The sequence below is a fragment of the uncultured Marivita sp. genome (assembly GCF_947488135.1).
GTDB lineage: Bacteria > Pseudomonadota > Alphaproteobacteria > Rhodobacterales > Rhodobacteraceae > Marivita.
In genome coordinates this window covers 47,213-71,685 of sequence record NZ_CANKYW010000002.1, presented here as the reverse complement: position 1 = coordinate 71,685, position 24,473 = coordinate 47,213, and the positions used below count along the sequence as shown (strand labels likewise).

The 24,473-nt window shown below is 61.5% G+C and carries 25 protein-coding genes and 1 tRNA gene; 11 read left to right on the top strand and 15 right to left on the bottom strand.

Going from position 1 to position 24,473, the window contains the following annotated elements:
• The first annotated feature begins 1 nt into the window (after window position 1).
• Window positions 2-988: an ABC transporter substrate-binding protein gene (locus tag Q1B16_RS07540; protein WP_299786209.1), complete on the top strand. Its 987-nt coding sequence runs from the start codon at window positions 2-4 to the stop codon at window positions 986-988.
• A gap of 49 nt (window positions 989-1,037) precedes the next feature.
• Here the strand turns inward: Q1B16_RS07540 and Q1B16_RS07535 are convergent, their stop codons facing one another.
• Window positions 1,038-2,069: a LacI family DNA-binding transcriptional regulator gene (locus Q1B16_RS07535; RefSeq protein ID WP_299786207.1), complete on the bottom strand. Its 1,032-nt coding sequence runs from the start codon at window positions 2,067-2,069 to the stop codon at window positions 1,038-1,040.
• A gap of 122 nt (window positions 2,070-2,191) precedes the next feature.
• Between Q1B16_RS07535 and Q1B16_RS07530 the strand changes: the two genes are divergently transcribed.
• Window positions 2,192-2,268 (top strand) — tRNA-Arg (locus Q1B16_RS07530).
• A 17-nt stretch (window positions 2,269-2,285) separates the two neighbouring features.
• Here the strand turns inward: Q1B16_RS07530 and Q1B16_RS07525 are convergent.
• Genes Q1B16_RS07525 through Q1B16_RS07515 form a run of 3 tightly spaced genes read right to left on the bottom strand, consistent with a single transcriptional unit; the run spans window position 2,286 to window position 3,784 of the window.
• Window positions 2,286-2,894, bottom strand: coding sequence for a hypothetical protein (locus Q1B16_RS07525; RefSeq protein ID WP_299786205.1), 609 nt, complete (start codon window positions 2,892-2,894; stop codon window positions 2,286-2,288).
• The gene (locus Q1B16_RS07520) at window positions 2,891-3,250 is read right to left on the bottom strand and encodes a DUF6468 domain-containing protein (RefSeq protein WP_299786203.1); all 360 of its coding nucleotides are present in this window, start codon (window positions 3,248-3,250) and stop codon (window positions 2,891-2,893) included. The genes Q1B16_RS07525 and Q1B16_RS07520 overlap by 4 nt, the downstream gene beginning before the upstream one ends.
• A gap of 9 nt (window positions 3,251-3,259) precedes the next feature.
• Window positions 3,260-3,784 carry a flagellar basal body-associated FliL family protein gene (locus Q1B16_RS07515; protein WP_299786201.1) on the bottom strand — a complete coding sequence of 175 codons (525 nt, stop codon included), beginning with the start codon at window positions 3,782-3,784 and terminating at the stop codon, window positions 3,260-3,262.
• Window positions 3,785-3,925: 141 nt separating this feature from the next.
• Between Q1B16_RS07515 and fliF the strand changes: the two genes are divergently transcribed.
• The 4 genes from fliF to fliP are packed head-to-tail and all read left to right on the top strand — an operon-like array spanning window position 3,926 to window position 7,132.
• Entirely contained in the window at window positions 3,926-5,512 is a 1,587-nt protein-coding gene (gene fliF / locus Q1B16_RS07510; RefSeq protein ID WP_299786199.1) for a flagellar basal-body MS-ring/collar protein FliF, read from the top strand.
• Window positions 5,509-6,111: an ABC transporter ATP-binding protein gene (locus tag Q1B16_RS07505; RefSeq protein WP_299786197.1), complete on the top strand. Its 603-nt coding sequence runs from the start codon at window positions 5,509-5,511 to the stop codon at window positions 6,109-6,111. Before fliF ends, Q1B16_RS07505 begins: the two co-directional genes overlap by 4 nt.
• Window positions 6,104-6,400 carry a FliM/FliN family flagellar motor switch protein gene (locus Q1B16_RS07500; protein ID WP_299786195.1) on the top strand — a complete coding sequence of 99 codons (297 nt, stop codon included), beginning with the start codon at window positions 6,104-6,106 and terminating at the stop codon, window positions 6,398-6,400. Before Q1B16_RS07505 ends, Q1B16_RS07500 begins: the two co-directional genes overlap by 8 nt.
• A 3-nt stretch (window positions 6,401-6,403) precedes the next feature.
• On the top strand, window positions 6,404-7,132 hold the full coding sequence (gene fliP, locus Q1B16_RS07495) for a flagellar type III secretion system pore protein FliP (protein ID WP_299786193.1): 729 nt from the start codon (window positions 6,404-6,406) through the stop codon (window positions 7,130-7,132).
• A 34-nt stretch (window positions 7,133-7,166) separates the two neighbouring features.
• On the opposite strand, the gene Q1B16_RS07490 is transcribed toward fliP, so the two are convergent.
• The 6 genes from Q1B16_RS07490 to sfsA form a co-directional block, all read right to left on the bottom strand.
• Window positions 7,167-8,027, bottom strand: coding sequence for an extensin family protein (locus Q1B16_RS07490; RefSeq protein WP_299786191.1), 861 nt, complete (start codon window positions 8,025-8,027; stop codon window positions 7,167-7,169).
• Window positions 8,028-8,069: 42 nt separating this feature from the next.
• The gene (locus Q1B16_RS07485) at window positions 8,070-8,981 is read right to left on the bottom strand and encodes a prephenate/arogenate dehydrogenase family protein (protein ID WP_299786189.1); all 912 of its coding nucleotides are present in this window, start codon (window positions 8,979-8,981) and stop codon (window positions 8,070-8,072) included.
• Window positions 8,978-10,063, bottom strand: coding sequence for a histidinol-phosphate transaminase (gene hisC, locus Q1B16_RS07480; RefSeq protein ID WP_299786187.1), 1,086 nt, complete (start codon window positions 10,061-10,063; stop codon window positions 8,978-8,980). Before hisC ends, Q1B16_RS07485 begins: the two co-directional genes overlap by 4 nt.
• Before the next feature lie 80 nt (window positions 10,064-10,143).
• Window positions 10,144-10,827, bottom strand: a complete 684-nt coding sequence (locus Q1B16_RS07475; RefSeq protein WP_299786185.1) for a hypothetical protein — start codon at window positions 10,825-10,827, stop codon at window positions 10,144-10,146.
• Window positions 10,828-10,841: 14 nt separating this feature from the next.
• Window positions 10,842-11,657, bottom strand: coding sequence for a type I methionyl aminopeptidase (map, locus tag Q1B16_RS07470; RefSeq protein ID WP_299786183.1), 816 nt, complete (start codon window positions 11,655-11,657; stop codon window positions 10,842-10,844).
• 67 nt (window positions 11,658-11,724) lie between these two features.
• The gene (sfsA, locus tag Q1B16_RS07465) at window positions 11,725-12,441 is read right to left on the bottom strand and encodes a DNA/RNA nuclease SfsA (protein ID WP_299786181.1); all 717 of its coding nucleotides are present in this window, start codon (window positions 12,439-12,441) and stop codon (window positions 11,725-11,727) included.
• A gap of 46 nt (window positions 12,442-12,487) precedes the next feature.
• Between sfsA and Q1B16_RS07460 the strand changes: the two genes are divergently transcribed.
• From Q1B16_RS07460 to Q1B16_RS07445, 4 genes are read left to right on the top strand one after another with little or no spacing between them, the layout of a single operon-like run.
• A complete protein-coding gene (locus tag Q1B16_RS07460; protein ID WP_299786179.1) occupies window positions 12,488-13,210 on the top strand; it encodes a molybdopterin-binding protein in 723 nt (240 codons plus the stop codon).
• Window positions 13,207-13,944, top strand: coding sequence for a GNAT family N-acetyltransferase (locus Q1B16_RS07455; RefSeq protein ID WP_299786177.1), 738 nt, complete (start codon window positions 13,207-13,209; stop codon window positions 13,942-13,944). Before Q1B16_RS07460 ends, Q1B16_RS07455 begins: the two co-directional genes overlap by 4 nt.
• Window positions 13,941-14,513 (top strand): peroxidase-related enzyme, encoded by a 573-nt coding sequence (locus tag Q1B16_RS07450; RefSeq protein ID WP_299786175.1) that lies wholly within the window; start codon window positions 13,941-13,943, stop codon window positions 14,511-14,513. The genes Q1B16_RS07455 and Q1B16_RS07450 overlap by 4 nt, the downstream gene beginning before the upstream one ends.
• Complete coding sequence (locus tag Q1B16_RS07445; protein WP_299786173.1) at window positions 14,485-15,429, top strand: OmpA family protein; 945 nt, start codon at window positions 14,485-14,487, stop codon at window positions 15,427-15,429. Before Q1B16_RS07450 ends, Q1B16_RS07445 begins: the two co-directional genes overlap by 29 nt.
• Window positions 15,430-15,479: 50 nt before the next feature.
• Here Q1B16_RS07445 and Q1B16_RS07440 read toward each other — a convergent pair whose 3' ends face one another.
• The gene (locus Q1B16_RS07440; protein WP_299786171.1) at window positions 15,480-16,133 is read right to left on the bottom strand and encodes a peroxiredoxin; all 654 of its coding nucleotides are present in this window, start codon (window positions 16,131-16,133) and stop codon (window positions 15,480-15,482) included.
• A gap of 130 nt (window positions 16,134-16,263) precedes the next feature.
• Here Q1B16_RS07440 and Q1B16_RS07435 point away from each other — a divergent pair, with 130 nt between their 5' ends.
• Window positions 16,264-17,703 carry an aldehyde dehydrogenase family protein gene (locus Q1B16_RS07435; protein WP_299786169.1) on the top strand — a complete coding sequence of 480 codons (1,440 nt, stop codon included), beginning with the start codon at window positions 16,264-16,266 and terminating at the stop codon, window positions 17,701-17,703.
• Between the two features lie 107 nt (window positions 17,704-17,810).
• On the opposite strand, the gene Q1B16_RS07430 is transcribed toward Q1B16_RS07435, so the two are convergent.
• The 4 genes from Q1B16_RS07430 to Q1B16_RS07415 all read right to left on the bottom strand — a co-directional run bounded on the left by Q1B16_RS07430 (window position 17,811) and on the right by Q1B16_RS07415 (window position 24,467).
• Entirely contained in the window at window positions 17,811-18,455 is a 645-nt protein-coding gene (locus Q1B16_RS07430; RefSeq protein ID WP_299786167.1) for an RluA family pseudouridine synthase, read from the bottom strand.
• A 63-nt stretch (window positions 18,456-18,518) separates the two neighbouring features.
• Window positions 18,519-20,963 (bottom strand): FAD-dependent oxidoreductase, encoded by a 2,445-nt coding sequence (locus Q1B16_RS07425; protein ID WP_299786165.1) that lies wholly within the window; start codon window positions 20,961-20,963, stop codon window positions 18,519-18,521.
• 190 nt (window positions 20,964-21,153) lie between these two features.
• Complete coding sequence (locus Q1B16_RS07420; protein WP_299786163.1) at window positions 21,154-22,026, bottom strand: homocysteine S-methyltransferase family protein; 873 nt, start codon at window positions 22,024-22,026, stop codon at window positions 21,154-21,156.
• The gene (locus Q1B16_RS07415; protein ID WP_299786161.1) at window positions 22,023-24,467 is read right to left on the bottom strand and encodes an FAD-dependent oxidoreductase; all 2,445 of its coding nucleotides are present in this window, start codon (window positions 24,465-24,467) and stop codon (window positions 22,023-22,025) included. The genes Q1B16_RS07420 and Q1B16_RS07415 overlap by 4 nt, the downstream gene beginning before the upstream one ends.
• Window positions 24,468-24,473: the final 6 nt, after the last annotated feature.

The following is a 24,473-nucleotide window of genomic DNA, read 5'->3' as shown; positions in this document are numbered from 1 at the left end:
TTTGAAACGTAAACTACTCGGCGCTTTGGCCGCGTTCGGTCTGGCTACCCCGGCATGGGCAGCGGATGAGGTCACACTGCAATTGAAATGGGTCACTCAGGCCCAGTTCGCGGGCTACTATGTCGCCTTGGAAAACGGCTATTACGAAGAGGCCGATCTGGATGTCACCATCAAGCCTGGTGGGCCCGATATCGCACCCACGCAGGTGATCGCCGGGGGTGGCGCGGATGTGACCGTCGAATGGATGCCCGCCGCTTTGGCTGCACGCGAAAAGGGTTTGCCGCTCGTCAACATCGCTCAGCCGTTCAAAAGCTCTGGCATGATGCTGACCTGTTGGAAGGATGCGGGCATCGAGACCCCCGATGATCTCAAGAACCGCACGCTCGGCGTCTGGTTTTTCGGCAACGAATTCCCGTTCATGTCGTGGATGAGTTCCATGGGCGTATCGACCGATGGCAAGAGCGAGAACGGCGTCGAGGTCCTCAAGCAGGGGTTCAACGTCGATCCGCTGTTGCAGCGACAGGCGGATTGCATCTCGACCATGACCTACAACGAATACTGGCAGGTGATCGATGCGGGTGTCAGCCCGGATGACCTCGTGACGTTCAAATACGAGGACCAGGGCGTCGCGACGCTCGAGGATGGGCTTTATGTGCTTGAAGACCGCCTCGAAGACCCGGAGTTCGTCGACAAGATGCAGCGCTTTGTGGCCGCGTCGATGAAGGGTTGGAAATGGGCCGAGGAAAACCCGGACGAGGCGGCAATGATCGTTCTCGAATATGACGAAACCGGCGCCCAGACCGAAACGCACCAGAAGCGGATGATGGGTGAAGTGGCCAAGCTGACCGCAGGGTCCAACGGCGCGCTTGATCCGGCGGATTTCGAGCGGACGGTTCAGACGTTGCTTGCCGGTGGCTCGGATCCGGTAATCACGGCTGATCCGGGTGATGGCGCGTGGACCCATGCGGTGTCTGACGTTCTGAACTGAAGTCGAGCCACTTGACTTGAAACGAAAAGGGCCGTTCGCGGCCCTTTTTTTATCGACGCAGGGTATCCCCGTAGCTGATTTTCGGGGTCAACTCGACCACCTTGGGGGAGTCCGCCTCGGGTGAATTCACACGGTTCGAAATGATCTCAGCCGCTTTTTGCCCGATCTCCGTGCGGCATGCGTCCATCGTCGCAAGCTGCCGTGGCAGACCTTCTAGAAGCTCTACCCCGTTAAATCCCGCGAGGCCAATCTGGTTCGGGATGTCGACGCCCTTTTCGAGCAGGGACAAAAGACCGCCCGCGGCGATCATGTCGTTGGAATAATAGAGGAAATCCAGTTCAGGATCGCGTGCGAGCATCGCCTCGGTCATCTCGCGCCCCTTGGCCAAGGCCGATCCGCCGGAGTAGAATTCCTGATCGGCCACCTCGACCCCGCCCTTGGCCAGAGCTTCGGTAAAGCCCTCAAAACGTTTGCGGGCGCGGTGATCGAGCGGCATCTTCGTGCCCAGAAATCCGATCCGTTCGTACCCCGCCTTCAAGATCGCTTGCGCCATCTTGCGCCCCGCCCGGCGGTGTGAAATGCCCACCATGGCGTCGATCGGAGTGCCGTCGACATCCATGATCTCGACCACCGGAATCCCACTGGCCTTGAGCATGGCGCGAGAGGCGTCGGTGTGTTCAAGCCCGGCGATGATCACCCCCGACGGCCGCCAGGACAGCATTTCGTAGAGAACGCGCTCTTCCTTTTCGGGAAGGTAGTCCGTGACACCCACTACGGGCTGCAACTCGGTTTCCTCAAGCACGGCGCTGATGCCGGACATGACCTCGGGGAAAACCATGTTGCGCAGGCTTGGGATGATCACCGCGACAAGGTTGACCCGTTGGCTCGCCAACGCTCCGGCGATCTTGTTGGGAACGTAACCAAGCGACTTCGCAGCAGAGAGCACCCGTTCGCGGGTCGCGGTCGACACGTCACCCCGATTGCGCAAAACGCGGCTGACCGTCATTTCGGAAACCCCGGACGCTTCTGAAACGTCGCGAAGGGTGAGGGGGCGGGAGTCGTCGTTGGGCAAGGGGGTCATCCTATTCTGTTAACGGGATGTTATCGCAATCTTTCGCGCCCCAGCAAGCGATTGCGGACTTTGCGAAAAAATCTTCGAAGAAGATGACAAGCCGTGATTGGATCAGTATGCCTGTGGCGCGCGGTCCCGTGGCTCAACTGGATAGAGCAGCCCCCTCCTAAGGGGCAGGTTGCAGGTTCGAATCCTGCCGGGATCGCCAGTCATTCACATCAATTGCTACTCGAGCGGTATATCGGCATTTCGCCCCGCCAGTCTCACGCTGATCTCGTAGGCTTTTTCCGGCGTCATGCCGGCCATTATGCGCGCGGCGCTGTCCGAAGGCATCCGGGCGAGAAATCCTGCGGCGAAGGTGGAATCCATTTGTTCGAACAAGGCCGCGGCCTGTTTGGGCTTCATGTTCGCATAGACGGCAGTCAGTTGGGAAATGTCATCCTCGGCAGCGGCGGATGCGAGGCTGATGGTCTCCCTAAGGCTTTGTTCTGCCTGTTCGAGCTTGGTCAGTTCCGCCTGGATCGCCGCCTCGGCAGAAGCGACAGTCGCTTCACGCTCCTCCATTTCCGCTTCGCGTTCAACCAGGCGGGCTTCGCGTTTCTTGATGGCGTCAAGGGCGGCGGTCATTTCTTCCGGGCGGGCGAGATCCAACGTTTGCGCACTTGCTGAAGGTTCGAGTTGGCTGGAGAGCAGACCCTCGCTTGCAATGACCTGACCCGCTTCCGTTGCCAGACGTACGGTCGCGGACAACAGAAGAAGCGCGCCGATGATCGCGAGTGTTCCTGTCTGGCGCCGTTCTTTGCGGTTCGCTCCCTTCGAGGCTCTGGATTTCATCGCGCATCTCCGGCGTGACGTGAAAAGACAGGCCCGGTGGGTGGCGCCGGTGGTACGGGTTGCGCGGGGGCGGCCGGCAAATCGTGCATCGACGCCACCATCAATTCCAGCCGCTTGGCCGATTCCTCGGCCCGTCTTGTGAGGTCTTCAAGACTGTCGCTCGAATGGCTCGCGGTTTTTTGGGCGTTTTCCAAGGCGTTCTGCAAATCCGTAACTTGTGAAGACAAGACCGCGACAGCCGCACCCACGCCGTTTTCGAGATCCGTGAAGCGCGTCAGGCGCCGGGACAGAACAAAGCAGTAGAGCCCCGCACCAAGTGCGCCAGCGACCAAAAGGATATCAGCGACCAATTCCATTTCATGTCCTCAATTCAGGATAAATTCTGTCACAAGCAGACTGTTTGCCTTGCCCAAGCCAACGACCACTGCGATGCGGCGGAACAGATGCAGCCTGATTTTGAACAGGGCGCCTGGCCCCTCAATATCTTCGGCGGTCAACGCCCTGAGATACCCGTTCATCACGTCCTGTATCCTTGGCATCAGATATTCGACATCGTCTTGATATTCGCTCGGCACTTCTATTTGCGCGGAAAACCTCAGGTGGTCGTTCTTTGCCCCGGGCGGAAGGGTCACGATCAGCGTCGGGATCGTAACGAAAGCCACGTCGGGCCGAACGCTAGACGCCTCCTGCGTTGTCGGGATGTCATCTGCCGATTGCGAAGCCTCATGGCCGGACGCGCCGGGCCCGAAAGGGACAAGTCCGCTCAAAATACCGAAATACCCAAGCCCGGCGCCCAAAAGGCACAGCACAATCGACAGGATCAGTCCGATCTTGGACGATTTCTTCCCGCTGTCGTCAGTCTCAGTTCCAGTTGCCTCAGCCGTTGCCATGACTCGCCCATTTCCGAATTCATGACCTCGTCTTTAAACCGCAGGCACTAACCGATTGTTAACACGAACCGGCAATAACCGAGTCATCAGCGAGACAGAATGTTTTGGGTTCGGAGGATATCGGTGCAGCAGATATTGCCAATGTGGCGAAGTTTGACCAATGCGCGCAAGGTCATCGTGGTCGGCGCAACAATCGGGATATTTCTTGCCGTCCTGGGCATGTCACGGTTGGTGACACAGCCGAGGATGACGCTTCTTTATTCGGGCCTTGATCCCGCAGCAGCAGGTGAAGTGATTCAGGCGCTGCAACAGAAAGGTGCGGCTTTCGAGGTTCGGGGCACCTCGGTTTTTGTCTCCGATACCGCGCGGGATGAGCTTCGTCTGACTCTGGCCAGCGAAGGCCTCCCGGCCTCATCCGGGCAGGGTTACGAGCTGTTGGACGCCCTGTCGGGCTTTGGAACGACCTCCCAAATGTTCGATGCGGCCTATCTGCGCGCGAAAGAAGGCGAATTGGCACGGACCATCGTCTCGTCGCCCGACATCCTGACGGCCCGCGTGCATATCGCAACCGGCAGCGACAATCCCTTCCGCCGCGACCTCGCGCCCAGCGCCTCCGTACACGTCACGGCGCGGTCCGGGAGCCTCGACAGGGCGCAGGTGCAGGCGATCCGGCATCTGGTGGCGTCGGCAGTGGCCGGTCTTGACCCGGACGGGGTCGCTCTGATCGATGCGCAAGCGGGGCTTTTGTCGGATGATGGCGCGATGGTGTCGTCGATTGACGACGCGGAGCGGACAACCGCCCTTCGTGACCGTGTTCTGCGTCTGGTCGAAGCCCGAGTCGGTCGTGGCAATGCGGTGGTCGAGATCAGCATCGATACGATCACGGAAAGCGAATCGATCACCGAACGGCGGTTCGATCCGGAAAGCCGCTTCGTGATCAGCTCGGACAGCGAGGAACGATCGGATCAATCCGAAAACGCCGGCTTGGGTGCCGTTACCGTGGCGTCCAATCTTCCGGACGGCGATGCGAATACGAGTGAGACAGGGACGCGTCAATCGTCGGAAACCCGTGAACGCCTGAACTACGAGGTGTCGCAGACGACACGGGAGATCATCAAGGTGCCAGGGGCCATCAAGCGACTGACAGTCGCTGTGCTGGTGAACGGGGCGATTCAGACCGACGCACAGGGGGCGCAGTCTTTCGTGCCGGTGCCAGAGGAGGAACTGACGGCACTGCGGGACCTCGTCGCCTCTGCTGTAGGCTACGATGAAGCGCGCGGCGACGTCATCACTTTGAAATCGCTATCGTTTGAGCCGCTGAAGCCGCTGGGTTCGCTGCCCGCCGATCCCGGTTGGTTCGCGGGGCAGCTTGACACCATGAGCCTCATCCAGATCGCGGTTTTGGCTGTGGTGGCGCTAGTGCTCGGCGTGTTCGTGGTGCGCCCGCTTCTGCTACCATCGCGCCGCGACCTCGGCCTTCCGGCGCCGTCGGCCGCGCAATTGAACGCAAGCGCACAGTCGGATCTCCCGGTTTTGAACGGCACAATTGAGCCGGACGAGTCCGAGATGGGCCTGCCCGTTCTGGCCGATCCCGCCGGGTCGACCAACCTGCCATCGTCCGAGGACGCCGTGGCCCGGCTCAAGACACTGATCGAAGAACGCCGGAGCGAGACCGTCGAAGTGCTGCGAAGCTGGCTGGATGAGCCACGTCCGGAGGATGCGCGATGACCTCTCTTGCCACGTATCTCGAAGATTTCGGCACGGTGAAGCCCGGAGCGACCATCACGCAGGTTTCCGACGAAACCCTGGAAACCGAGCGGTTGGAGTCATTCGACAAAGGCTACCGCGCAGGCTGGGACGACGCGATCAAGGCCAAGACAGAGGAGGGGGCCCATCTATCGGATGGTGTCGCGCAAAGCCTTCAGGATTTGTCCTTCACCTATCACGAGGTTCACGCGCAGGTGTTGTCGAACCTGACGCCCCTGTTCAACGAGATCCTTGAGAAACTTTTGCCTTCTCTCGCCCGTGACACGCTTGGCGGTCATATTGCCGATCAATTGTCCCGCGTCGCGCGCGAAATCGGAACCGTTCAGATCGAGATAACCGTGGCTCCGGGCGCGGCGGAGCAGGTCACGCAACTCATGCATGGCGCATCCAGCAGCCTGCCGATCAACGTTTCGGAATCACCCGCTGTGGCAGAAGGTCAGGCAGAGGTCCGGTTGGGCGGCAAGGAACTGTCCATCGACCTGTCGGACGTATCGGCCCAAATCACAGACGCGGTGCATGCGGTTCTGTACGAACAATCGGAGGCGCGCGCGCATGGATAAACCGACCCAGACATTAGACCCGCAGAAACCCGACGCGGCATTTACGAAGGTGCCGATCGAGATCACCGTCTCTGTGGGCCGCGCGCGCCCGTTGGTCCGCGAATTGCTGCAACTCGAAGAGGGGTCCGTTCTGGTCCTCGACAAACGTGTCGAAGACCCGGTGGAGCTTTACGTCGGCGACCGGCTGATCGGCACTGGAGTGTTGGAGATCACCGAAACGGGCGAAAATCACGGTCAGCTGTCCGTCAGGCTTGTCGACGTGAACGATTTTGGCGCATCGGGCGGATAGGGCGTGAGCCGACTTGGCCTTTTTGCTTTGGCGGCTGCGCTCGTCGTCGCCGGAGGCGCATCGGCGCAGAGCCTGTCATTCGACTTCGGTGATGGGGGCTCGGTCACCGCGACAACGGTACAGTTGATCGCGCTGATCACAGTTTTGAGCGTCGCCCCCGGCATCGTCATCACCGTCACGTGCTTCCCGTTCATCGTGACGGTGCTGGCGATCCTGCGACAAGGGATCGGGCTTCAGCAATCGCCTCCGAACATGCTGCTCGTCAGCATCGCGCTCTTTTTGACGTTTTTCGTCATGGAACCGGTCTTCATGGAATCGTGGCAGCAAGGTATTTCGCCGCTTCTTAATGAACAGATCAGCACCGAAGAAGGGTTCGAACGTGGATTTGAGCCGTTTCGCGTTTTCATGGCAGCACAGGTCGACCCGGACACGTTCGACACGATGGCGCAGATCCGGTCGGATCTAAACCTGACAGAGCCGACCCCAGAGACGCCCCTGTCGGTCCTGATCTCCACATTTCTTTTATCGGAACTGTCGCGCGCGTTTCAGGTCGGGTTTCTTATTTTCTTGCCATTCCTCATCATCGACCTCGTGGTGGCTGCCGTGCTGATGTCGATGGGTATGATGATGGTGCCACCGGCGATCGTGTCATTGCCGTTCAAACTGGCATTCTTCGTTGTGGCTGATGGTTGGGCGCTTGTCGCAGAGAGCCTCGTCCGGTCCTACAGTTAGGCGAGGAAGCGACCATACGATAAGTTTAAAAGGCCTAGCGGCAGAAAGATCCGCTCCGGTATCGGGCGGTATCGAAATGGAAATGATCCTTGTGGAACCGGTCGGAATCCGGTCCGAGAACGGTTCCAAAAATTCCGCAAGCGCGCTGGTGCATCTTTCGCAGGATGGCCCCGGTGCCGCGGCGTTCCCAATCCTGAAGGAGGGTGATCTCGGAGCCATCGCGGAGCCTGAAACCGGTGATGTCGATCGCACGGCCCTTGCCGTGTTCGCTGACTTTCGCGCCGGCCTGGTTGTTTCGGGTCCGGCAGGCGAAATGCGCGGCGACCTTGATCTGGCTGACTCCACCCCCTGTTTGACCGACCGCAGGTTTCATGCCTTTCTCGACCCAGGATTTTAGCGCCTTGGCGGTTGTGCAATCGACCAGTGCGTGCTGGCTGAGGCTTATGCCGGAGACAGAACGCACGCGGACCCCGTTCTCTATGCCGCAGGCCGACAGGCGCCCGGGGACGAAACCGACCACGTCGCCCTGAAGCGCCGGGTCGCCACAGACCGCGCCTCGTTCGCGCTCACGCCGCTGGGCCATGGCTTTCTGCACGAGACTGTTGGGGCGCAAGGATGGCCGGACGGACAGGCCAGTCGCCTGTGGAGAAACGGCGGCAAAGGCGCGTTGCATCAGCGGCGGAAGATCGAACCGGGAGGTCGGCACCGCGACGGTCGGCCCACGGGCGATTTCATTCGTCAATTGTCGGGTCAGGTCAGCTTCATCGAGCACCGGTCGCGCCGTCGGACGCAACTGTGAGAGTGTTTCAGCGGGCGGAGCCTCCGAGCTATCGCCCCGCGCGATCGGTCTAAGCGAGGTGTCGGGAGCGGCTATCGCGACCTGTGCGACCATCATGCAAACACATACCAAAACACTCGTTAACCGCATGACCGTTTCCTATCCAGAGCGTCCGAAATTCGGGGCCGCCGTATCCTGACCGGCCTCGATGATGCCGCGCCGAAGGGCGCGTGTGCGGGTGAAATAGTCGTGGAGGAAGTCGCCGTCGCCCTGCCGGATGGCACGTTGGAGCGCGAAGAGTTCTTCGGTAAATCGGCCGAGGATTTCCAGTGTCGCGTCCTTGTTCGACAGGAACACATCCCGCCACATCGTCGGGTCGGACGCGGCGATCCGTGTGAAATCGCGAAATCCAGCGGCCGAATAGTTGATCACTTCACTGTCCGTCACGCGCCCCAGATCATCGGCGACGCCGACCATCGTGTAGGCGATCAGGTGTGGGCAATGCGAGGTTACGGCGAGCACGAGATCGTGGTGGTCGGGCTCCATCACATCGACATTCGACCCCAAGCCGCGCCAGAACCGTTGCAGCGTTTCGACGGCTTCGGGGTCACTGCCTTCGGAAGGCACGATCAGACACCAGCGATTATCGAAAAGCGTGGCAAAACCGGATTCCGGGCCGGAATGTTCAGTCCCCGCAAGCGGGTGCGCCGGGACAAAATGCACGCCGTCCGGGATATGCGGCGTAACATCCGAAATTACGCGTCCCTTGACCGAGCCGACATCGGTGACAGTGGCGCCGGGCTTGAGGTGCGGGGCGATCTCGGCCGCGATATCCCCCATGACGCCGACCGGCACCGCGAGAACGACCAGATCGGCATCCTGCACAGCGTCGGCAAGGGTATCGCACACCGTGTCACAAAGACCGATCCGCCGCGCGGTGTCGCGGGTTTCCTGGCTGCGGGCATATCCCGTCACATGACCGGCGAGGGTGTTGCGCTTCATGGCCCAGAACATGGAGGAGGCGATCAGGCCCAACCCGATCAGGGCGACGCGGTCGTAGATCGGGGTCATCGCGCACCCGCCTTGAACTGACCTACCGCATGGGCAACGCGCCGACAGCTTGCTTCGTCACCGACGGTGATGCGCAAGGCATGGGGCAGGTTGTACGAGCCGACCTGGCGCACGATCAGGCCCTCTTTCTGGAGGTAGAGATTGCAGGCCTCGGCCTCGGCTTCATCGGCAAACCGGGCGAGCACGAAATTCGCCATCGACGTGTCCGACGGCACACCGTGTTCGGCCAAAGCCTCAGCGAGCCACGCGCGCAGGCGGTTGTTTTCGATCCGGCATTTTTCGACATAGGCGGTGTCGCGCACGGCAACCTCGGCTGCGGCTAGCGCGGTGCCCGAGAGATTGAATGGGCCGCGAATGCGGTTGAGCACCTCGATCACCTCGGTCGGGCCGTATCCCCACCCGATACGCAGCCCGCCAAGACCGTAGATCTTGGAGAAGGTCCGGGTCATCACCACGTTGTCGCGCGCGTGGACAAGCCCGGCGCCGCCGTCATACCCCTCGACGAATTCCGCGTAGGCGCCGTCTAGTACGAGCAATGCCTGCGGCGGCAGGTTCTCGGCCAGACGTTCGACCTCGGCCAGACCGATCATCGTGCCGGTGGGGTTGTTGGGGTTGGCTATGAACACGAGGCGGGTCCTGTCGGTGCAGGCGGCCAGGATCGCGTCCACATCCGTGACACGTTCATGCTCGGGCACCTCGACCGGGGTTGCCCCAGCGGCGAGCGCACAGATCTTGTAGAGCGCAAAGCCATGCTCGGTATGGATCACCTCATCACCCGGGCCTGCGTATGCCTGGCAGAGAAATGTAATGATCTCGTCCGATCCGACGCCGCAGATGATCTGGGCGGCGTTCAGGCCATGCACCTCGGCAATCGCGGTGCGCAGCGCGGCGTGATCGGTGGAGGGATAGCGGTGGAGTTCGTGAACCGACCGCCGCACGGCTTCCTGTGCGGCGGGGCTTGGCCCGAACGGGTTTTCGTTCGAGCTGAGTTTCACCACGTTGGACACGCCATCGACATGCGACTTGCCGCCGACGTAGAGCGCAATATCCATGATCCCGGGTTGAGGGGTGATCTTCGTCATCTGAGCCTCCGCTATGGCAGAGGGTTTAGCGGCGGAGCGGGGCAAGGGAAAGCGACAAACCACCCCAGTCTGGAAGAGCGTCAGGTCTTGGTCGGACCGAGCAGTCCCAACAGCAACGGCTCATACAGATCGGGTGGCCCTTCATAGTCGATACCGCGGGGCAGGTTCACGATATGGACGTCCGGTTTGCCGACCAATTCGTCGGCAACATCTTCCTCGATACCGAGGAACGAAAACGTCGTATCCCGCCCGAAAAGCTGGCTGCCAAGGGTCGTGATGGCTGTGTAGCGGGGGGCGGTCAGCCGGAACTGCTCCCACGGGGTCACGTTGTCGACGGTGTCGGGGAGGTTCGGCTGGATGTTGGACCAGATCAGATGCGTGCTTCCGCTGTCGTCTGCCGACAGAAACGGTGCGGCCTGATGGATCAATTTGCTGATCAGCGTGTCTTGCTGCGACGGGTCGTCGAAGACTTTGGCGCTTTCCTGTTCGTGAAAGAGACACAGGCCCGGGATTTGCCGATGGAACAGAAGCACATCCCAGGCGACATAGTATTGTGACTTATCCTGAAGCACGCCTCGCAAACGCCCTTCGGCTGCAAGACGCAGGACCGTTTCGGTGCCAGTCAGGGAGGTGATGTTCCAGTCGAAGAGCGATCTGACGAACCGGGGTGCCGTGTCCGGATGCCGGGTTTGGAAGAAGTCGAATTGGAACCGATTGATGCAGCTCGATCCGATGGTCAGAACGCGCGTCGGCGGGGGTGCCATGCCCGTGAGACCGGTCAGAGGTCGTAGGTTGGATGGAAACGGCCTGCCGGGGACGGGGTGAAGACCTCGCAGCCGTCGGAGGTGATACCGATGGAATGCTCGAACTGCGCCGAGAGCGACTTATCTCGTGTGACCGCAGTCCAGTCATCGGCGAGAACCTTGGTTTCGGGCCGACCGAGATTGACCATAGGTTCGATGGTGAAGAACATCCCTTCCTCGAGCCGTGGCCCCGTGCCCGCGCGACCGTAATGCAAGACATTTGGCGGCGCGTGAAACACGCGGCCCAGACCATGACCGCAGAAATCACGTACAACCGACATGCGGTTCGCCTCGACATAGGTCTGGATGGCGTGGCCGATATCGCCGAACGTATTGCCCGGCTTTGCCGCCTCGATCCCCTTGAACAGCGCGTCATGCGTCACCTGGATCAGGCGTTCCGCCTTGCGGCTGAGTTTGCCAGCGACATACATGCGGCTGGTGTCGCCAAACCAGCCGTCGACGATGACCGTGACGTCGATGTTCAGGATGTCGCCGTCCTTCAGCTTCTTGTCGCCGGGAATGCCGTGACACACGACGTGGTTCACACTGATGCAACTGGCGTGCTGATACCCTTTGTAGCCGATCGTGGCCGATGTCGCTCCTGCAGCCTCGACGCGGTCGCGAATGAAATCATCCAGCGTCGCCGTGGTCTGGCCGACGAAGACATGCTCGGCCACCTCGTCGAGAATGCGCGCGGCAAGCTCTCCGGCTTTGCGCATGCCGGCAAAATCCGCCGCTTCATGGATGCGGATGCCTTCGCGCGTGATGCGACCGTCTAGGGTATTGTTCACACCTGAACTCCAATAAGTCTGGCTTTGATTTTAAACCTGAATGTGCCTGTTTGCCAGTGGCGCGACACTAAGGCCCACCCGGGGCGATCATTTCAATCGGTTTGCCCAGGCGCACGGCTTCGGGCGATATTTGGCAATCAAGCGCCAAGGTTTCAACGCCAGCCGCTGTCGCACCACTCCACGCGGTGGCATAGGAGGGGTCTATGTCCTCTGCCAAGGTCATCCGAGAGCAGTCCGTCCGTTGGACGAGATAGAGCATCATCGCGCGATGTCCCTGTCGCACCATATCGCTCAAATCGTTCAGATGCCGCGTCCCCCGCGCGGTCACGCTGTCGGGGAATTCGGCAAGTCCGGGCTGTCGGGACAGCGTGACGGATTTGACCTCGATATACAGATCCGGTTGCCCCGCTTGGGACAGCAGAAAGTCGAAGCGGCTCTTTTCGCCGTAAGGCACTTCGGCGCGGAGGCTGTCGAATTCAGTCAGCCCGGGCACGTCACGCGCCTCAAAGGCCGCACGGAGCATCCGGTTCGGCACCGCCGTATCGACACCGGTGAAATGCCCGTTGCCATTCTCAACCAGGCGCCAACCGAATCTAAGTTTCTTCTTGGGATCGTCATTCGGCTCCAGCCAAACCCGCGTTCCCGGTTCGGCCAAACCCATCATTGATCCGGGATTGGCGCAATGCGCTGTCACCTCTTGGCCGTCCGCGAGCGTTACGTCGGCCAGAAAGCGTTTGTATCTCCGGATCAAAGTGCCCGGAACAAGAGGGGTTTGAAAGCGCATGACCCCCGCCTATACCTGAGAAAAATCGGGATCAAGGAGGCAGCGCATGCCCAATCCAACCGCCGCAATGCTGGTGATCGGGGACGAAATCCTTTCGGGCCGCACGCGCGACGCGAATATGCACCATCTGGCGCAGGAACTGACCAAGGTCGGCATCGACCTGCGCGAGGTGCGCATTGTCAGTGATGACCGGGATGCCATCGTATCGGCGTTGAATGCGTTGCGCGCCGCTCATGACACGGTGATCACCTCTGGCGGGATCGGACCGACCCACGATGACATCACCGCAGATTGCGTCGCGGAAGCCTTCGATGTGCCGATCGACGTGCGCGAAGACGCCCGTGCCTTGTTGCAGGCGCATTACGACAGACGCGGGATGGAGTTCAATGATGCTCGCAAGCGCATGGCCCGGATTCCCGATGGCGCGACGCTGATCGAGAATCCTGTCTCGATCGCACCCGGTTTCAGCATCGGGAACGTGCATGTCATGGCGGGAGTGCCTTCGGTCTTTCAGGCAATGGTCGCAAGCGTCATTCCGACACTGACCGGCGGCGCGCCGATCCTGTCGCAAACCTTGCGAGTGGATCGGGGTGAGGGCGATATCGCCGGTCCCCTGGCGCAGATTGCCGCGGATTTTCCCGACCTGTCCATCGGGTCCTATCCCTTCCAGCAGAACGGGGCCTACGGATCGAATGTCGTGGTGCGCGGCACCGATGGTGCTCGGATCGATCACGCGATGGCCCGCCTGTCCGAACTCTTCCCTGCATGACGCCGACGGTCCAGAGCCTTTACGCCGTGACCGAGGCGACATGGCCGCCAGCCGACCGCACGCCTGCCGGGCCTTGGATGCTTCGGAACGGCGGCGGTGGCGGAAAGCGCGTCAGCGCCGCCACTGCCGAAGGGGATTGGACCGACGATGATCTGGCCGCAGCGGAAACCGCGATGCGGATGCTGGGTCAGGATGCACTGTTCATGATCCGCGAAGGCGAAGAGGCATTGGATTCGGCGCTGGACAGGCGCGGGTACATAATCATCGACCCGGTGAACCTCTGGGTCTGCCCGATCAACAGGCTGACCGACACACCCGTCCCCCGCGTGACTGCCTTTGCGATCTGGGAACCGCTCGCCATTATGCGTGATATCTGGGCAGCGGGCGGCATCGGTCCCGATCGCATTGCCGTGATGGACAGGGCCGAGGTGCCCAAGACCGGGCTTCTGGGGCGGATCAGCGACAAACCGGCGGGCACGGCCTACTGCGCCATTTCGGATCGCATCGCGATGGTGCACGCGCTCGAGATCGCCAAACCCCATCGCCGCAAGGGCATGGGCGTCTGGCTCATGCGGCAGGCCGCGCATTGGGCCAAGGCCAACGGCGCAGAGTGGATGAGCGTTCTGTGCACACAGGCGAATGATGGCGCAAACGGCCTCTACGCTTCCCTCGGCATGCAGGTTGTGGGACAGTACCACTACCGCATCCTGACCAACACAAGCGAAACCGAATGACCAAAGACACCCTTCCCACGGCGCTCAACCTGCCGATGGTGGATCCCCTGCCGCCTGAAACGCAGAAATACTTTGATGTCTGTCAGGACAAGCTGGGCATGATCCCGAATGTCCTGCGGGCCTATGCCTTCGACATCGACAAGCTCAATGCCTTCACGGCGATGTATAACGACCTGATGCTGGCAGGCAGCGGCCTGAGCAAGCTGGAACGCGAGATGATCGCGGTGGTCGTCAGTTCGATCAACAAGTGTTTCTACTGCCTGACCGCGCACGGCGCGGCCGTGCGGGAATTGTCGGACGATCCCAAGCTGGGCGAGATGCTGGTGATGAACTGGCGCGTGGCCGACCTTCCGCACCGGCACCGCGCGATGCTGGCCTTTGCCGAGAAGGTCACGAAATCGAGCGCCGAGGTGGCCGAGTTCGACCGCGAAGCGCTGCGCGATGCCGGATTCAGTGATCGCGACATCTGGGACATCGTGAATGTGGCGGGGTTTTTCAACATGACCAACCGCGTGGCCAGCGCCACGGATATGCGGCCAAATGACGAGTATCACGCGCAGGCGCGCTAGGTTTCTCGGGCTGTGCCTTGCCTCGGGGCTGACGGCGTCGCAGGCGCTGGCGCTCGACCTTGCGCTGCCTGTGGGCGCGCGGGAAACCGTGTCGCGGATCACGCCATCCGGCAGCTATGACCTTCCGATCGGTGCTTGGAGCCAGGACAGCGGTATCCCCGTCGCCAGCCTTGAGGGTGAGGTCCAGCGCAAGGCGTGGCGCATTTCCGGCGCCGGGATCACCACGGGACAGGTTCTTGGCCCGATGCGCGAGCAACTTATGGCGGATGGGTTCGACATCATCTTCGAATGCACCGCCCGAAGCTGTGGCGGCTTCGATTTCCGCTTTGGCACCGAGGTACTGCGCGCGCCGAATATGTATGTCGATCTGTCGGACTACCGCTTCCTGTCGGCCAAATCGGCAGACGCGACGCAGGCACTCAGCCTGCTCGTCAGCCGCGATGGGGAAACCGTCTTCGTCCAGTTGATCGAGGTCGGTCCCCAAGGACGGCCCGCCGTTTCCGTATCGAACGCCCGGTCAGTCGCCATTCCCGAAGATGCAGGCGATGTGGTCAGCGCGCTTGAACAAACCGGCCATGTGGTCCTCGCCGATCTGGAGTTCGACAGCGGCTCGGCCTCTTTGGGCGACGGGCCCGTGCAGTCGCTCGATGCAGTCGTGGCCTACCTGACGGCCAACCCGACGCGCCAGATCACCTTCGTCGGGCACACCGATGCCACCGGATCGCTCGACGCCAACATCGCCCTGTCACGCCGCCGTGCCGATGCCGCACGGGCCTACGTTGTCGCCAGAGGCGTGGCGCCTGCGCAGGTTGCGGCCGATGGTGTCGGTTTCCTGTCGCCCCGCGCGACCAACCTCACCGCTGCCGGACGCGAGGCCAATCGACGGGTCGAGGCGGTACTCATCTCCGTCGAATGAAAAAGGCCGGGAAAACCCCGGCCTTCACAAGTTTGGACTGCGTCGAAAGCTCAGGCCGACAACTTGGCTTTGCGCAGATACGGCAGAACCGTTTCGATCTTGCCGTACTTGGCAATGGCGTCCTCGTCGCTCACCGAGGTCGGAACGATCACGTCCTGCCCCACGGTCCAGTTCGCGGGGGTCGCCACGTTTTCCTTCGCTGCGGTCTGAAGCGCGTCGAGCGCGCGCAGCACTTCGGCAAAGTTCCGACCGACATTCATCGGATAGGTCATGCTGAGCTTGAGCTTCTTGTCCGGCCCGATGATGAAGACGACGCGGACTGTCGCGCTATCCGCAGGTGTGCGCCCGTCGGGCAAAGCGTACTCCGCAGGCAGCATGTCGAACGCCTTGGCCACGGTCAGGTCTTCGTCCGCGATGATCGGAAAGCCCGCCTTGGAGCCAGAGGTCGATTCAATATCGCCCTTCCATTTCTTGTGATCCTCGACGCCGTCAACGGAAATGCCCATCACCTTGGTGCCGCGCTTTTCCCACTCATCGGCCAATTGCGCCACGGCGCCAAACTCGGTGGTGCAGACAGGTGTAAAGTCCTTCGGGTGCGAAAACAGGATGGCCCAGCTGTCGCCGATCCAGTCATGAAGTTTCAACGTGCCCTGATCGGTCTCGACGGTCAGGTTCGGAATTTCGTCATTGATACGCAGGCCCATGTGTTTGCCTCTTTCCTTTGAGTTTCGTTCGATCGGTACATATGCAGAGTTTCTGATATTTGCACCCCTTGCGAGGGAAACTTGGGGGTGACACAGTGTCGTCTGCAATCCTCTGTAGGGAGATAATCAGATGATCGAAAAACGCCAGTTCTACATCAACGGTAAATGGGTCGATCCCATCGAAGGCCGCGATCATCATGTCATTGATCCGTCCACCGAAGACCCCTGTGCGGTGATCTCTCTGGGCGGTCAGGCCGATACCGATGCGGCAGTCGCCGCCGCGAAAAACGCGTTTCCATCCTGGATGGCGACGCCCCCGTCGGAGCGGATCGCGCTGGTGGAAAAGCTGCTCGACATCTACCAGTCGCGCGGCGAAGAGATGGCCCAGGCCATGAGCCTCGAGATGGGCGCGCCGATTGATATGTCGCGCTCCAGCCAGGTGGGCGCGGGCACGTGGCACCTGCAAAACTTCATCGATGCCGCCAAGTCGTTTGACTTCGACCGCCCGCTCAACGATCAGAGCCCGAACGACCGGATCATCTACGAAGCCGTCGGCGTCTGTGCGCTGATCACGCCGTGGAACTGGCCGATGAATCAGGTCACGCTCAAGGTCGGCGCGGCAGCAATCGCGGGCTGCACAATGGTCCTCAAGCCATCGGAGGAAAGCCCGCTCAACGCCATGCTCTTCGCCGAGATGATGCACGAGGCGGGTTTCCCGCCGGGCGTATTCAACCTCGTCAACGGCGATGGGGCCGGTGTCGGCAGCCAGCTTTCCGCGCATCCCGATATCGACATGGTCAGCTTCACCGGCTCCAGCCGCGCGGGCAAACTGATCTCGAAAGCCGCCGCCGACACGCTCAAACGGGTACATCTGGAACTCGGTGGTAAAGGTGCCAACCTCATCTTCGCCGATGCCGACGACAAGGCCGTCAAACGCGGCGTGCTGCATATGATGCAGAACACAGGCCAATCCTGCAACGCGCCGTCCCGCATGCTGGTCGAAGCGCCGATCTATGACCGCGTCGTGGACGAGGCAGGCGAGATTGCGTCGAAGGTCAGCGTCGGCCCGGCCTCTGCCGAGGGTCGCCATATCGGCCCTGTGGTGAACGCAACACAATGGCAGAAAATTCAGGATCTGATCCAGAAGGGCATCGACGAAGGCGCCCGTCTTGTGACCGGCGGTCTTGGTCGCCCCGAAGGTCTCAACAAGGGCTTCTACGTGCGCCCAACTGTGTTCGCCGACGTGACCAACGACATGACCATCGCGCGCGAGGAAATCTTCGGCCCCGTCCTGTCGATCATGAAGTTCGACTCCGAGGAAGAGGGCGTGCGCATCGCCAACGACACGGTTTATGGCCTGACCAACTATGTCCAAAGCCAGGACGGTGCGCGCCGCAATCGTCTTGCCCGTCAACTGCGCTCGGGCATGGTCGAAATGAACGGCGAAGGCCGGTCCGCGGGATCGCCCTTCGGCGGCATGAAGCAATCCGGCAACGGCCGCGAAGGCGGTGTCTGGGGGATCGAGGATTTCCTCGAAGTCAAAGCCGTCTCGGGCTGGGCTGCCGAATAAAGCAGACTGGAAGCAGGGGCACAGGTCCCCTGCTTCTTCTTTTTCCAAATATGCAAAATGCGCAGCCGCAGGCGGCGCCGGTCGGACGCGTCAGCGTCCGAACCACGTCAGAACGGCGCCTTGACCCGAAACTTCACGCCTTCGCCCCCATCGGGGTGCCGCAGCCGCAATTCCTGTGCATGAAGCATCATCCGTGGATACTGCGCCGCGGTCTCGGGCGCATAGAGCGGATCGCCGAGGATCGGATGTCCCAGCGCCAGCATGTGTACCCGCAGCTGGTGGCTCCGTCCCGTCTGCGGATAAAGCTGGACCCGGCTTTCCGTGTCCGAGGCCTTCATCACCCGCCAATCCGTCACCGCCGGTTTGCCGGTCTCGTGATCCACCTTCTGCAAGGGCCGGTTCGGCCAATCCACGATGAGCGGTAGATCCACTGTTCCGGTTTTCGGCTCCAAGCGGCCGGCGACGCGGGCAAGGTAAGTTTTCTTCGTTTGCCGTTTCTCGAATTGCAGACCAAGATGCCGTTGCGCGTGTGGCGTCAGGCCGAACACCATGACCCCCGATGTGTCCCGGTCCAACCGATGCACCAACAGGACCTGTGGATACGCCGCCTCGAGCCGTGCCATGAGGCAATCGGCCAGGTCAGGCCCCTTGCCGGGCACCGACAACAAACCCGCAGGCTTGTTCACGACAAGGATCTCGTGATCCTCGTGCAGGATGTCCAAAGGCGTGTCGGGCGGACAGTAATCGGTCATCCGCTCCCTCTACGCAGCTTGGCGCATTCCGGCAAGGCGCAGAATTTTCGGACGAAGTTCCAGCTACGCCCGGACCCGCGCCGAGGTCGGATCGTACATCGGCTTCAGCGACGCCTCGGCCCGAACCCGCGTTCCAGCGACGTCGATCTCGTAGGTCGAGGCCAGAACCTGCTCCGCGCTTTCACCGGCACAGGGCACATATCCCATGCCGATCGCGCTGCCCAAATGGTGCCCATACGCGCCGGAGCTTAGGTAGCCTACGATCTGTCCGTCCCGCAGAATCGGCTCGTGGTGGTAAAGCAGAGGTTCGGGGTCGGTCAGCCGGAATTGCACCATCCGGTTTTGCAAACCGGCCTCGCGCTTTTGCAAAACCGCTGCGCGCCCGATGAAATCCGGCTTCGCGGTCTTCACGGCAAAGCCAAGCCCGGCTTCAAGCACATGGTCCTCGCAGGTGATGTCGTGGCCGAAATGCCGAAACGCCTTTTCGATCCGGCAGGTGTCCATCGCGTGCATTCCGCACAGCGTCAGACCATGTTCCTGTTCCGCCTCCCATAGCGTTTCGAACACGTGCCCGGCCTGATCGGCAGAGATGTAGATCTCCCAGCCCAATTCCCCGACATAGGACACGCGGTGCACCCGCGCGGTGCCAAGCCCGATCTCGATCTCCCGCGCGGTGCCAAAGGGGTTGGTGTCGTTCGAGAAATCATCGGGCGACACCGCCTGCATGACCTTTCGCGCGTTCGGTCCCATCACCGCAAGCACGCCTTCGCCCGCCGTCACATCGGTGATCACCACCCGCCTGTCGACCGCGTGGCGTTGCAACCAGGTTTGATCTGCGGCCCGCGTCGCGGCGGGGGTCACCACGAGATAGCAGATCTCGGACAGGCGCGTGACGGTCACATCCGCCTCGATCCCGCCGCGCGGGTTCAGGAACTGCGTGTAGACGATCTTGCCCACCGGGACCGACATATCGGCACCGCAGACATGGTTCAGGAACGCCTCGGACTCCGGCCCTTCGACCCGCAGTTTGCCGAAAGACGACATATCGTACATGCCGACATTTTCACGGATCGCCCGGTGTTCGCGGGCCACGTTGTCGAAGAAGTTCTGCCGCTTCCAGCTGTAGGCGTATTCAGGGGTCTGGCCTTCGGTCGCGTACCAATTGGCGCGTTCCCAACCTGCCGTTTCCCCCATCACCGCACCCCGGTCGAGAAGATGTTGATGAAACGGCGTCCGCCGGACACCGCGTGCGGTGGCCTTTTGCCGGTAGGGGTAGTGATCGGCATAGAGCAGGCCCAGAGTTTCGGTCACGCGTTCCTTGAGGTAGCGGCGGTTGCGCTGGAACGGCTGCGCCCGGGCGATATCGACGTCGCCCAGATCGAATGGCTTTGCCCCGTCCTCCATCCATTGCGCCAGCGCCATGCCCGCGCCGCCGGCCGACTGGATGCCGATGGAATTGAACCCGGCGGCGACCCAGACATTGTCCATCTCGCGCGCCTGCCCGAGGTAATAGGCATTGTCAGGGGTAAAGCTTTCGGGCCCGTTGAAAAACGTGTGAATCCCCGCCTCAGCGAGCATCGGCATCCGGTTGACGGCGGCTTCCAGAATCGGTTCGAAATGGTCGAAATCCTCGGGCAGCTGGTCGAACTCGAAGCTCTCGGGGATGCCGTTCAGCGCCCAGGGCTTCGATTTGGGCTCGAACGCGCCCAGCATCATCTTGCCCGCGTCTTCCTTGTAATAGGCGCATTCGTCCGGCACCCGCAGCACTGGCAAGGCCGACAGACCGGGGATCGGCTCGGAGACGATGTAAAAATGTTCGCAAGCCTGAAGCGGCACGTTGACGCCCAGCATTTGTCCAATCTCGCGGCCCCACATGCCCGCGCAGTTGACCACATGGTCACAGGTGATCGTGCCGTTGGTTCCATCTTCGGACACCCAATCGACAGATGTGATCCTTCGCGCGTCGCGGGTGACTTTGGTGGCCTTTGTGCGTTCAACGATCTGTGCCCCGCGCTGACGCGCGCCCTTGGCCATCGCCAGCGCGATATTGGCGGGATCGCCCTGACCGTCGCTGGGCAAATAGACACCACCCACCACGTCGCTTGTGTTGAGATGGTCGTATTTCCGTTTGATCTCTGCAGTGTCGATTTCCTCGACCGGGACACCAAAGGCCCGCGCCATCGCGGCCGAGCGGCGCAACTCCTCGTGGCGTTCGGTCGTCAGCGCGACCGAGATCGACCCGGTCTTGCGGAACCCGGTGGCGACGCCGGTTTCTTCCTCGATGGTGGCGTAAAGATCAGCCGTGTACTTCGCCAGCTTGGTCATGTTCGACGAGGCACGAAGCTGTCCGATCAACCCGGCCGCGTGCCAAGTCGTGCCCGAGGTCAGCTGCTTGCGTTCCAGAAGCACCACATCGGTCCAGCCCAGCTTCGTCAGGTGGTAGGCTACCGAACAGCCGATGACACCACCGCCGATGATGACGGCGCGAGCATGTGTGGGAAGGGTCATGGGAGGTCTCCTTGGTGTCCCGTATGGAGAGTGCAACCTCTGGCGTTATCAGTAAATTTCACGCCCGTTTGGCAGCATGGTGACGTGGCCGCTGGCATATTTGGAAAAAGAAGAAGCAGGGGCACGCGCGTTAACCTTAATGGAGTTTCAACGGTGGATACGTGGGCCGGTCTCATGCACTTCATGTGCCCTAGCCTTCTGCAAACCGTCGGGACAGTTCGGCAATATGGGCAGGGGTGGTTTCACAGCACCCCCCTAGGATCGTCGCGCCATGCGCAACCCATTCCGCCGCCTGGTCGGCATAGGCGTCGGGCCCCATGTCGCGGCGCGCGGTCAGGGCATCGACGGTGGGTTTGTCCTTGAGGAAATCCTTGGTGATCTGGGTAAAGGCATTGGCATAGGCCCCAACCGCTTTGCCGCTGGTCTCGAGGACGTCAATGGCGGCGGGCATCGCTTCGGGCGCGGAGCAGTTGGCGAGCAGCGCATCAGCCTCTGCGCAGAGGGCCACGGCATCGGCAAGGGGCTCGCCGGACCGCAGAACGCGCCCGTCTTCGTCATCGACGGAAAAGGCGATCCAGATCGGCTTGCCCAGACCCCGTGCAGCGTCCAGTGCTGCCCGGGTCTGTGCGGTGGAGATGACGGTTTCGAAAAGCAGCATGTCACAGTCCGGGGCAAGCAAACCAGCGACTTCGGCCATCAATTCGACAGCGATCTCGTGCGGAGGTTGAAGGTCCGCCCGATAAGACGCGCCGAGCGGACCGATGCTTCCTGCCACCTGACCCGACCCGTGCGCTTCACGGGCTTCCAGCGCCATATCGAGGGCGATGCGGTGCAGTTCTTCGAAGCGGCCTTCATGCGCTGTTCCGGCCAGGCGGTCGCGATGAATGGCGTAGGTGTTCGTCGTGGCGATATCAGCCCCGGCGGCGAAATAATCCGCGTGGATCTCGCGTACAAGGTGGGGCATGTCGATCATGACCTGCGTTGACCAAAGCGGGGTCGGCGGCGTGCCGGAGCGATGGATCAGTTCCTGACCCATCCCGCCGTCCAGAAGGGTGATCGTCATGCGCGGAGCCTTTCGTTCTGCGGATCCCAGAGGGGTTCATCCTTCTGCACGATTGCCTTGCGCATCTCACCGTAGATGTCGATCTCAAGCTCGGTCCCCGGCGTGACAAGATCGGCGCGCAGCATGCCGAGCGCGACGGACGCGTTCACCCTGTAGCCCCAATCGCCCGAGGTGGTTTCGCCGACAACTTGGCCCTTGTGCCAGAGCGTCGACATATAGGGCGCGTCACAATCGCCCGCGTCGACGGTCAGCGTGACGAACCGCTTTTTCACGCCCTGCTGCTTTTCGTTCAAAAGAGCCGCCTTGCCGGGGAAATCCTGTGGCTTGTCGAGCTTGACGAAGCGATCAAGGCCGCCTTCGAGCATCGAATAATCCGTGCTCAGATCGCCCTTCCACGCGCGGTAGCCTTTTTCGATGCGCAGCGAATTGAGCGCGTACATGCCAAAGGGCTTTGCACCGGCGGCAAGCACCGCATCGTAGATGACGGGCATATCCGCGTTTTCCGCATGGATTTCCCAGCCAAGTTCTCCGGCGAAGGACAGACGGACCAGCGCGGCCCAACAACCCGCGACACTCGTGTTCTGAAGGCTGAGCCACGGCAGATCGAGATCGCCTTCGGTGATCCCGGAGAGAACCTCGCGCGCTTTCGGCCCGGTGACGATGAGGGTGGACATCCGGGTGGTCCAGTCCTCGAAAGTGAGGCTGCGATCGGCGGGCATCCGGGCTTTCAGCAGGTCGCGATCATGCCACTGCGCAGCCGCCGCCGTCACGAGGATCAGGTGATCTTCGGCCTCTCGGGCCACGGTCATCTCGGTCAGGATACGCCCGCGATCATCCGCGAAATAGATCAAGCCCACGCGCCCGATCTTGGGCAGCGCGCCTGTGATCTGGCCGCGCAGCCATTCATCGGCACCAGGGCCGGAGATTTTGAACCGCGAAAAGCCGGGCAGGTCGAGCACCCCGCAGTGATCGCGCACCGCTTCGCACTCGTCTTTCACGCGCTGCTGCCACGGCCCCTTGCGCGCCCAGGTATGGGTGCTTCCCTCAGAAGTGTCGTCGCCCGGTTTCGCGAACCAATTGGCGCGTTCCCAGCCATTGTAGGCCCCCATGACGCCGCCAAGCGCGACGATCTTGTCATGCACCGGCGACAGTTTCTTGTTCCGCCCGGCAGGCCATTCGTGATGCGGGAAATGCATGGCGTATTCATGGCCGTAGACCTCGATCGCCTTCTGGTCGCAATAATCCTGATCGGTGTAGTCCGTGTAGCGGCGTGGATCGACGGCCCACATGTCCCATTCGGTCTGGCCCTCAGTGACCCATTCGGCCAACACCTTGCCCGCGCCGCCGCCCTGGGTGATGCCGAAGGTGAAGACGCAGGCCTCGAACGCGTTGGGGACACCGGGCATAGGGCCGATCAGCGGCAAGCCATCCGGCGCATAGGGGATCGGTCCGTTGATGACCCGTCCCACACCAGACGCGCCAAGGATCGGCACGCGGGCCATTGCATCCTCGATATACCACTCAAGCCGTTCCAGATCGTCGGGATAAAGCTGGAAGCTGAAATCGTCGGGCATGGGATCGTCGGGCGTGACCCAATGCGCCTTGCAGTTGCGTTCGTACGGTCCGAGGTTCAGACCGTACTTTTCCTGCCGCAGGTAGTAGGAGCTGTCGACATCGCGCAGCAGCGGCAGCTTGCCGTTCTCCTTCGACCACGCCTCAAGCTCGGCCACGGGTTCGGTCAGGAAATACTGGTGGCTCATCACCGTCATCGGCACCGTGCGACCGCCATAAGGCTTGAACCACTCGCCGACGCGCTGGGCATAGTAGCCTGCCGCATTGACCACCTTTTCGCAGGTGATGTCGCCCTTGTCGGTATGCACGATCCATTCGCCGTTCTTGCGGCTAACGCCTGTGGCGGGGCAGAACCGTTCGATCCGCGCGCCCATCTGACGCGCGCCCTTGGCCAGCGCCTGTGTCAGCTGGGCGGGGTCGATATCGCCATCGTCGGGATCATAAAGCGCACCGGCAAGATCGTGGGTTTCGATGAACGGGTAGCGTCCCTTGATGTCCTCCACCGCCATCATCTCGAGGTCGAGACCCTGATACCGGCCCATCGCGCGGGCGCGCTCGAACTCCATCATCCGTTCCTTGGTGTGGCCAAGGCGGATCGACCCGGTGACGTGGTAGTTCATCGGGTAATCCACCTCGTCCGCCAGCGTGCGATAAAGCTCCAGCGAATAGCGCTGCATGTTCATCACCGCCCAGCTTGTGCTGAAGGACGGGCAGTTGCCTGCCGCGTGCCACGTCGACCCGGCGGTCAGTTCGTTTTTCTCGAGCAGCACGCAATCCCAGCCCGCCTTGGCGATATGGTAGGCGCAGGACGCACCGACGACTCCGCCGCCGATGATGACGACGCGGGTGGATGTGGGGAAATCGGACATGATGGT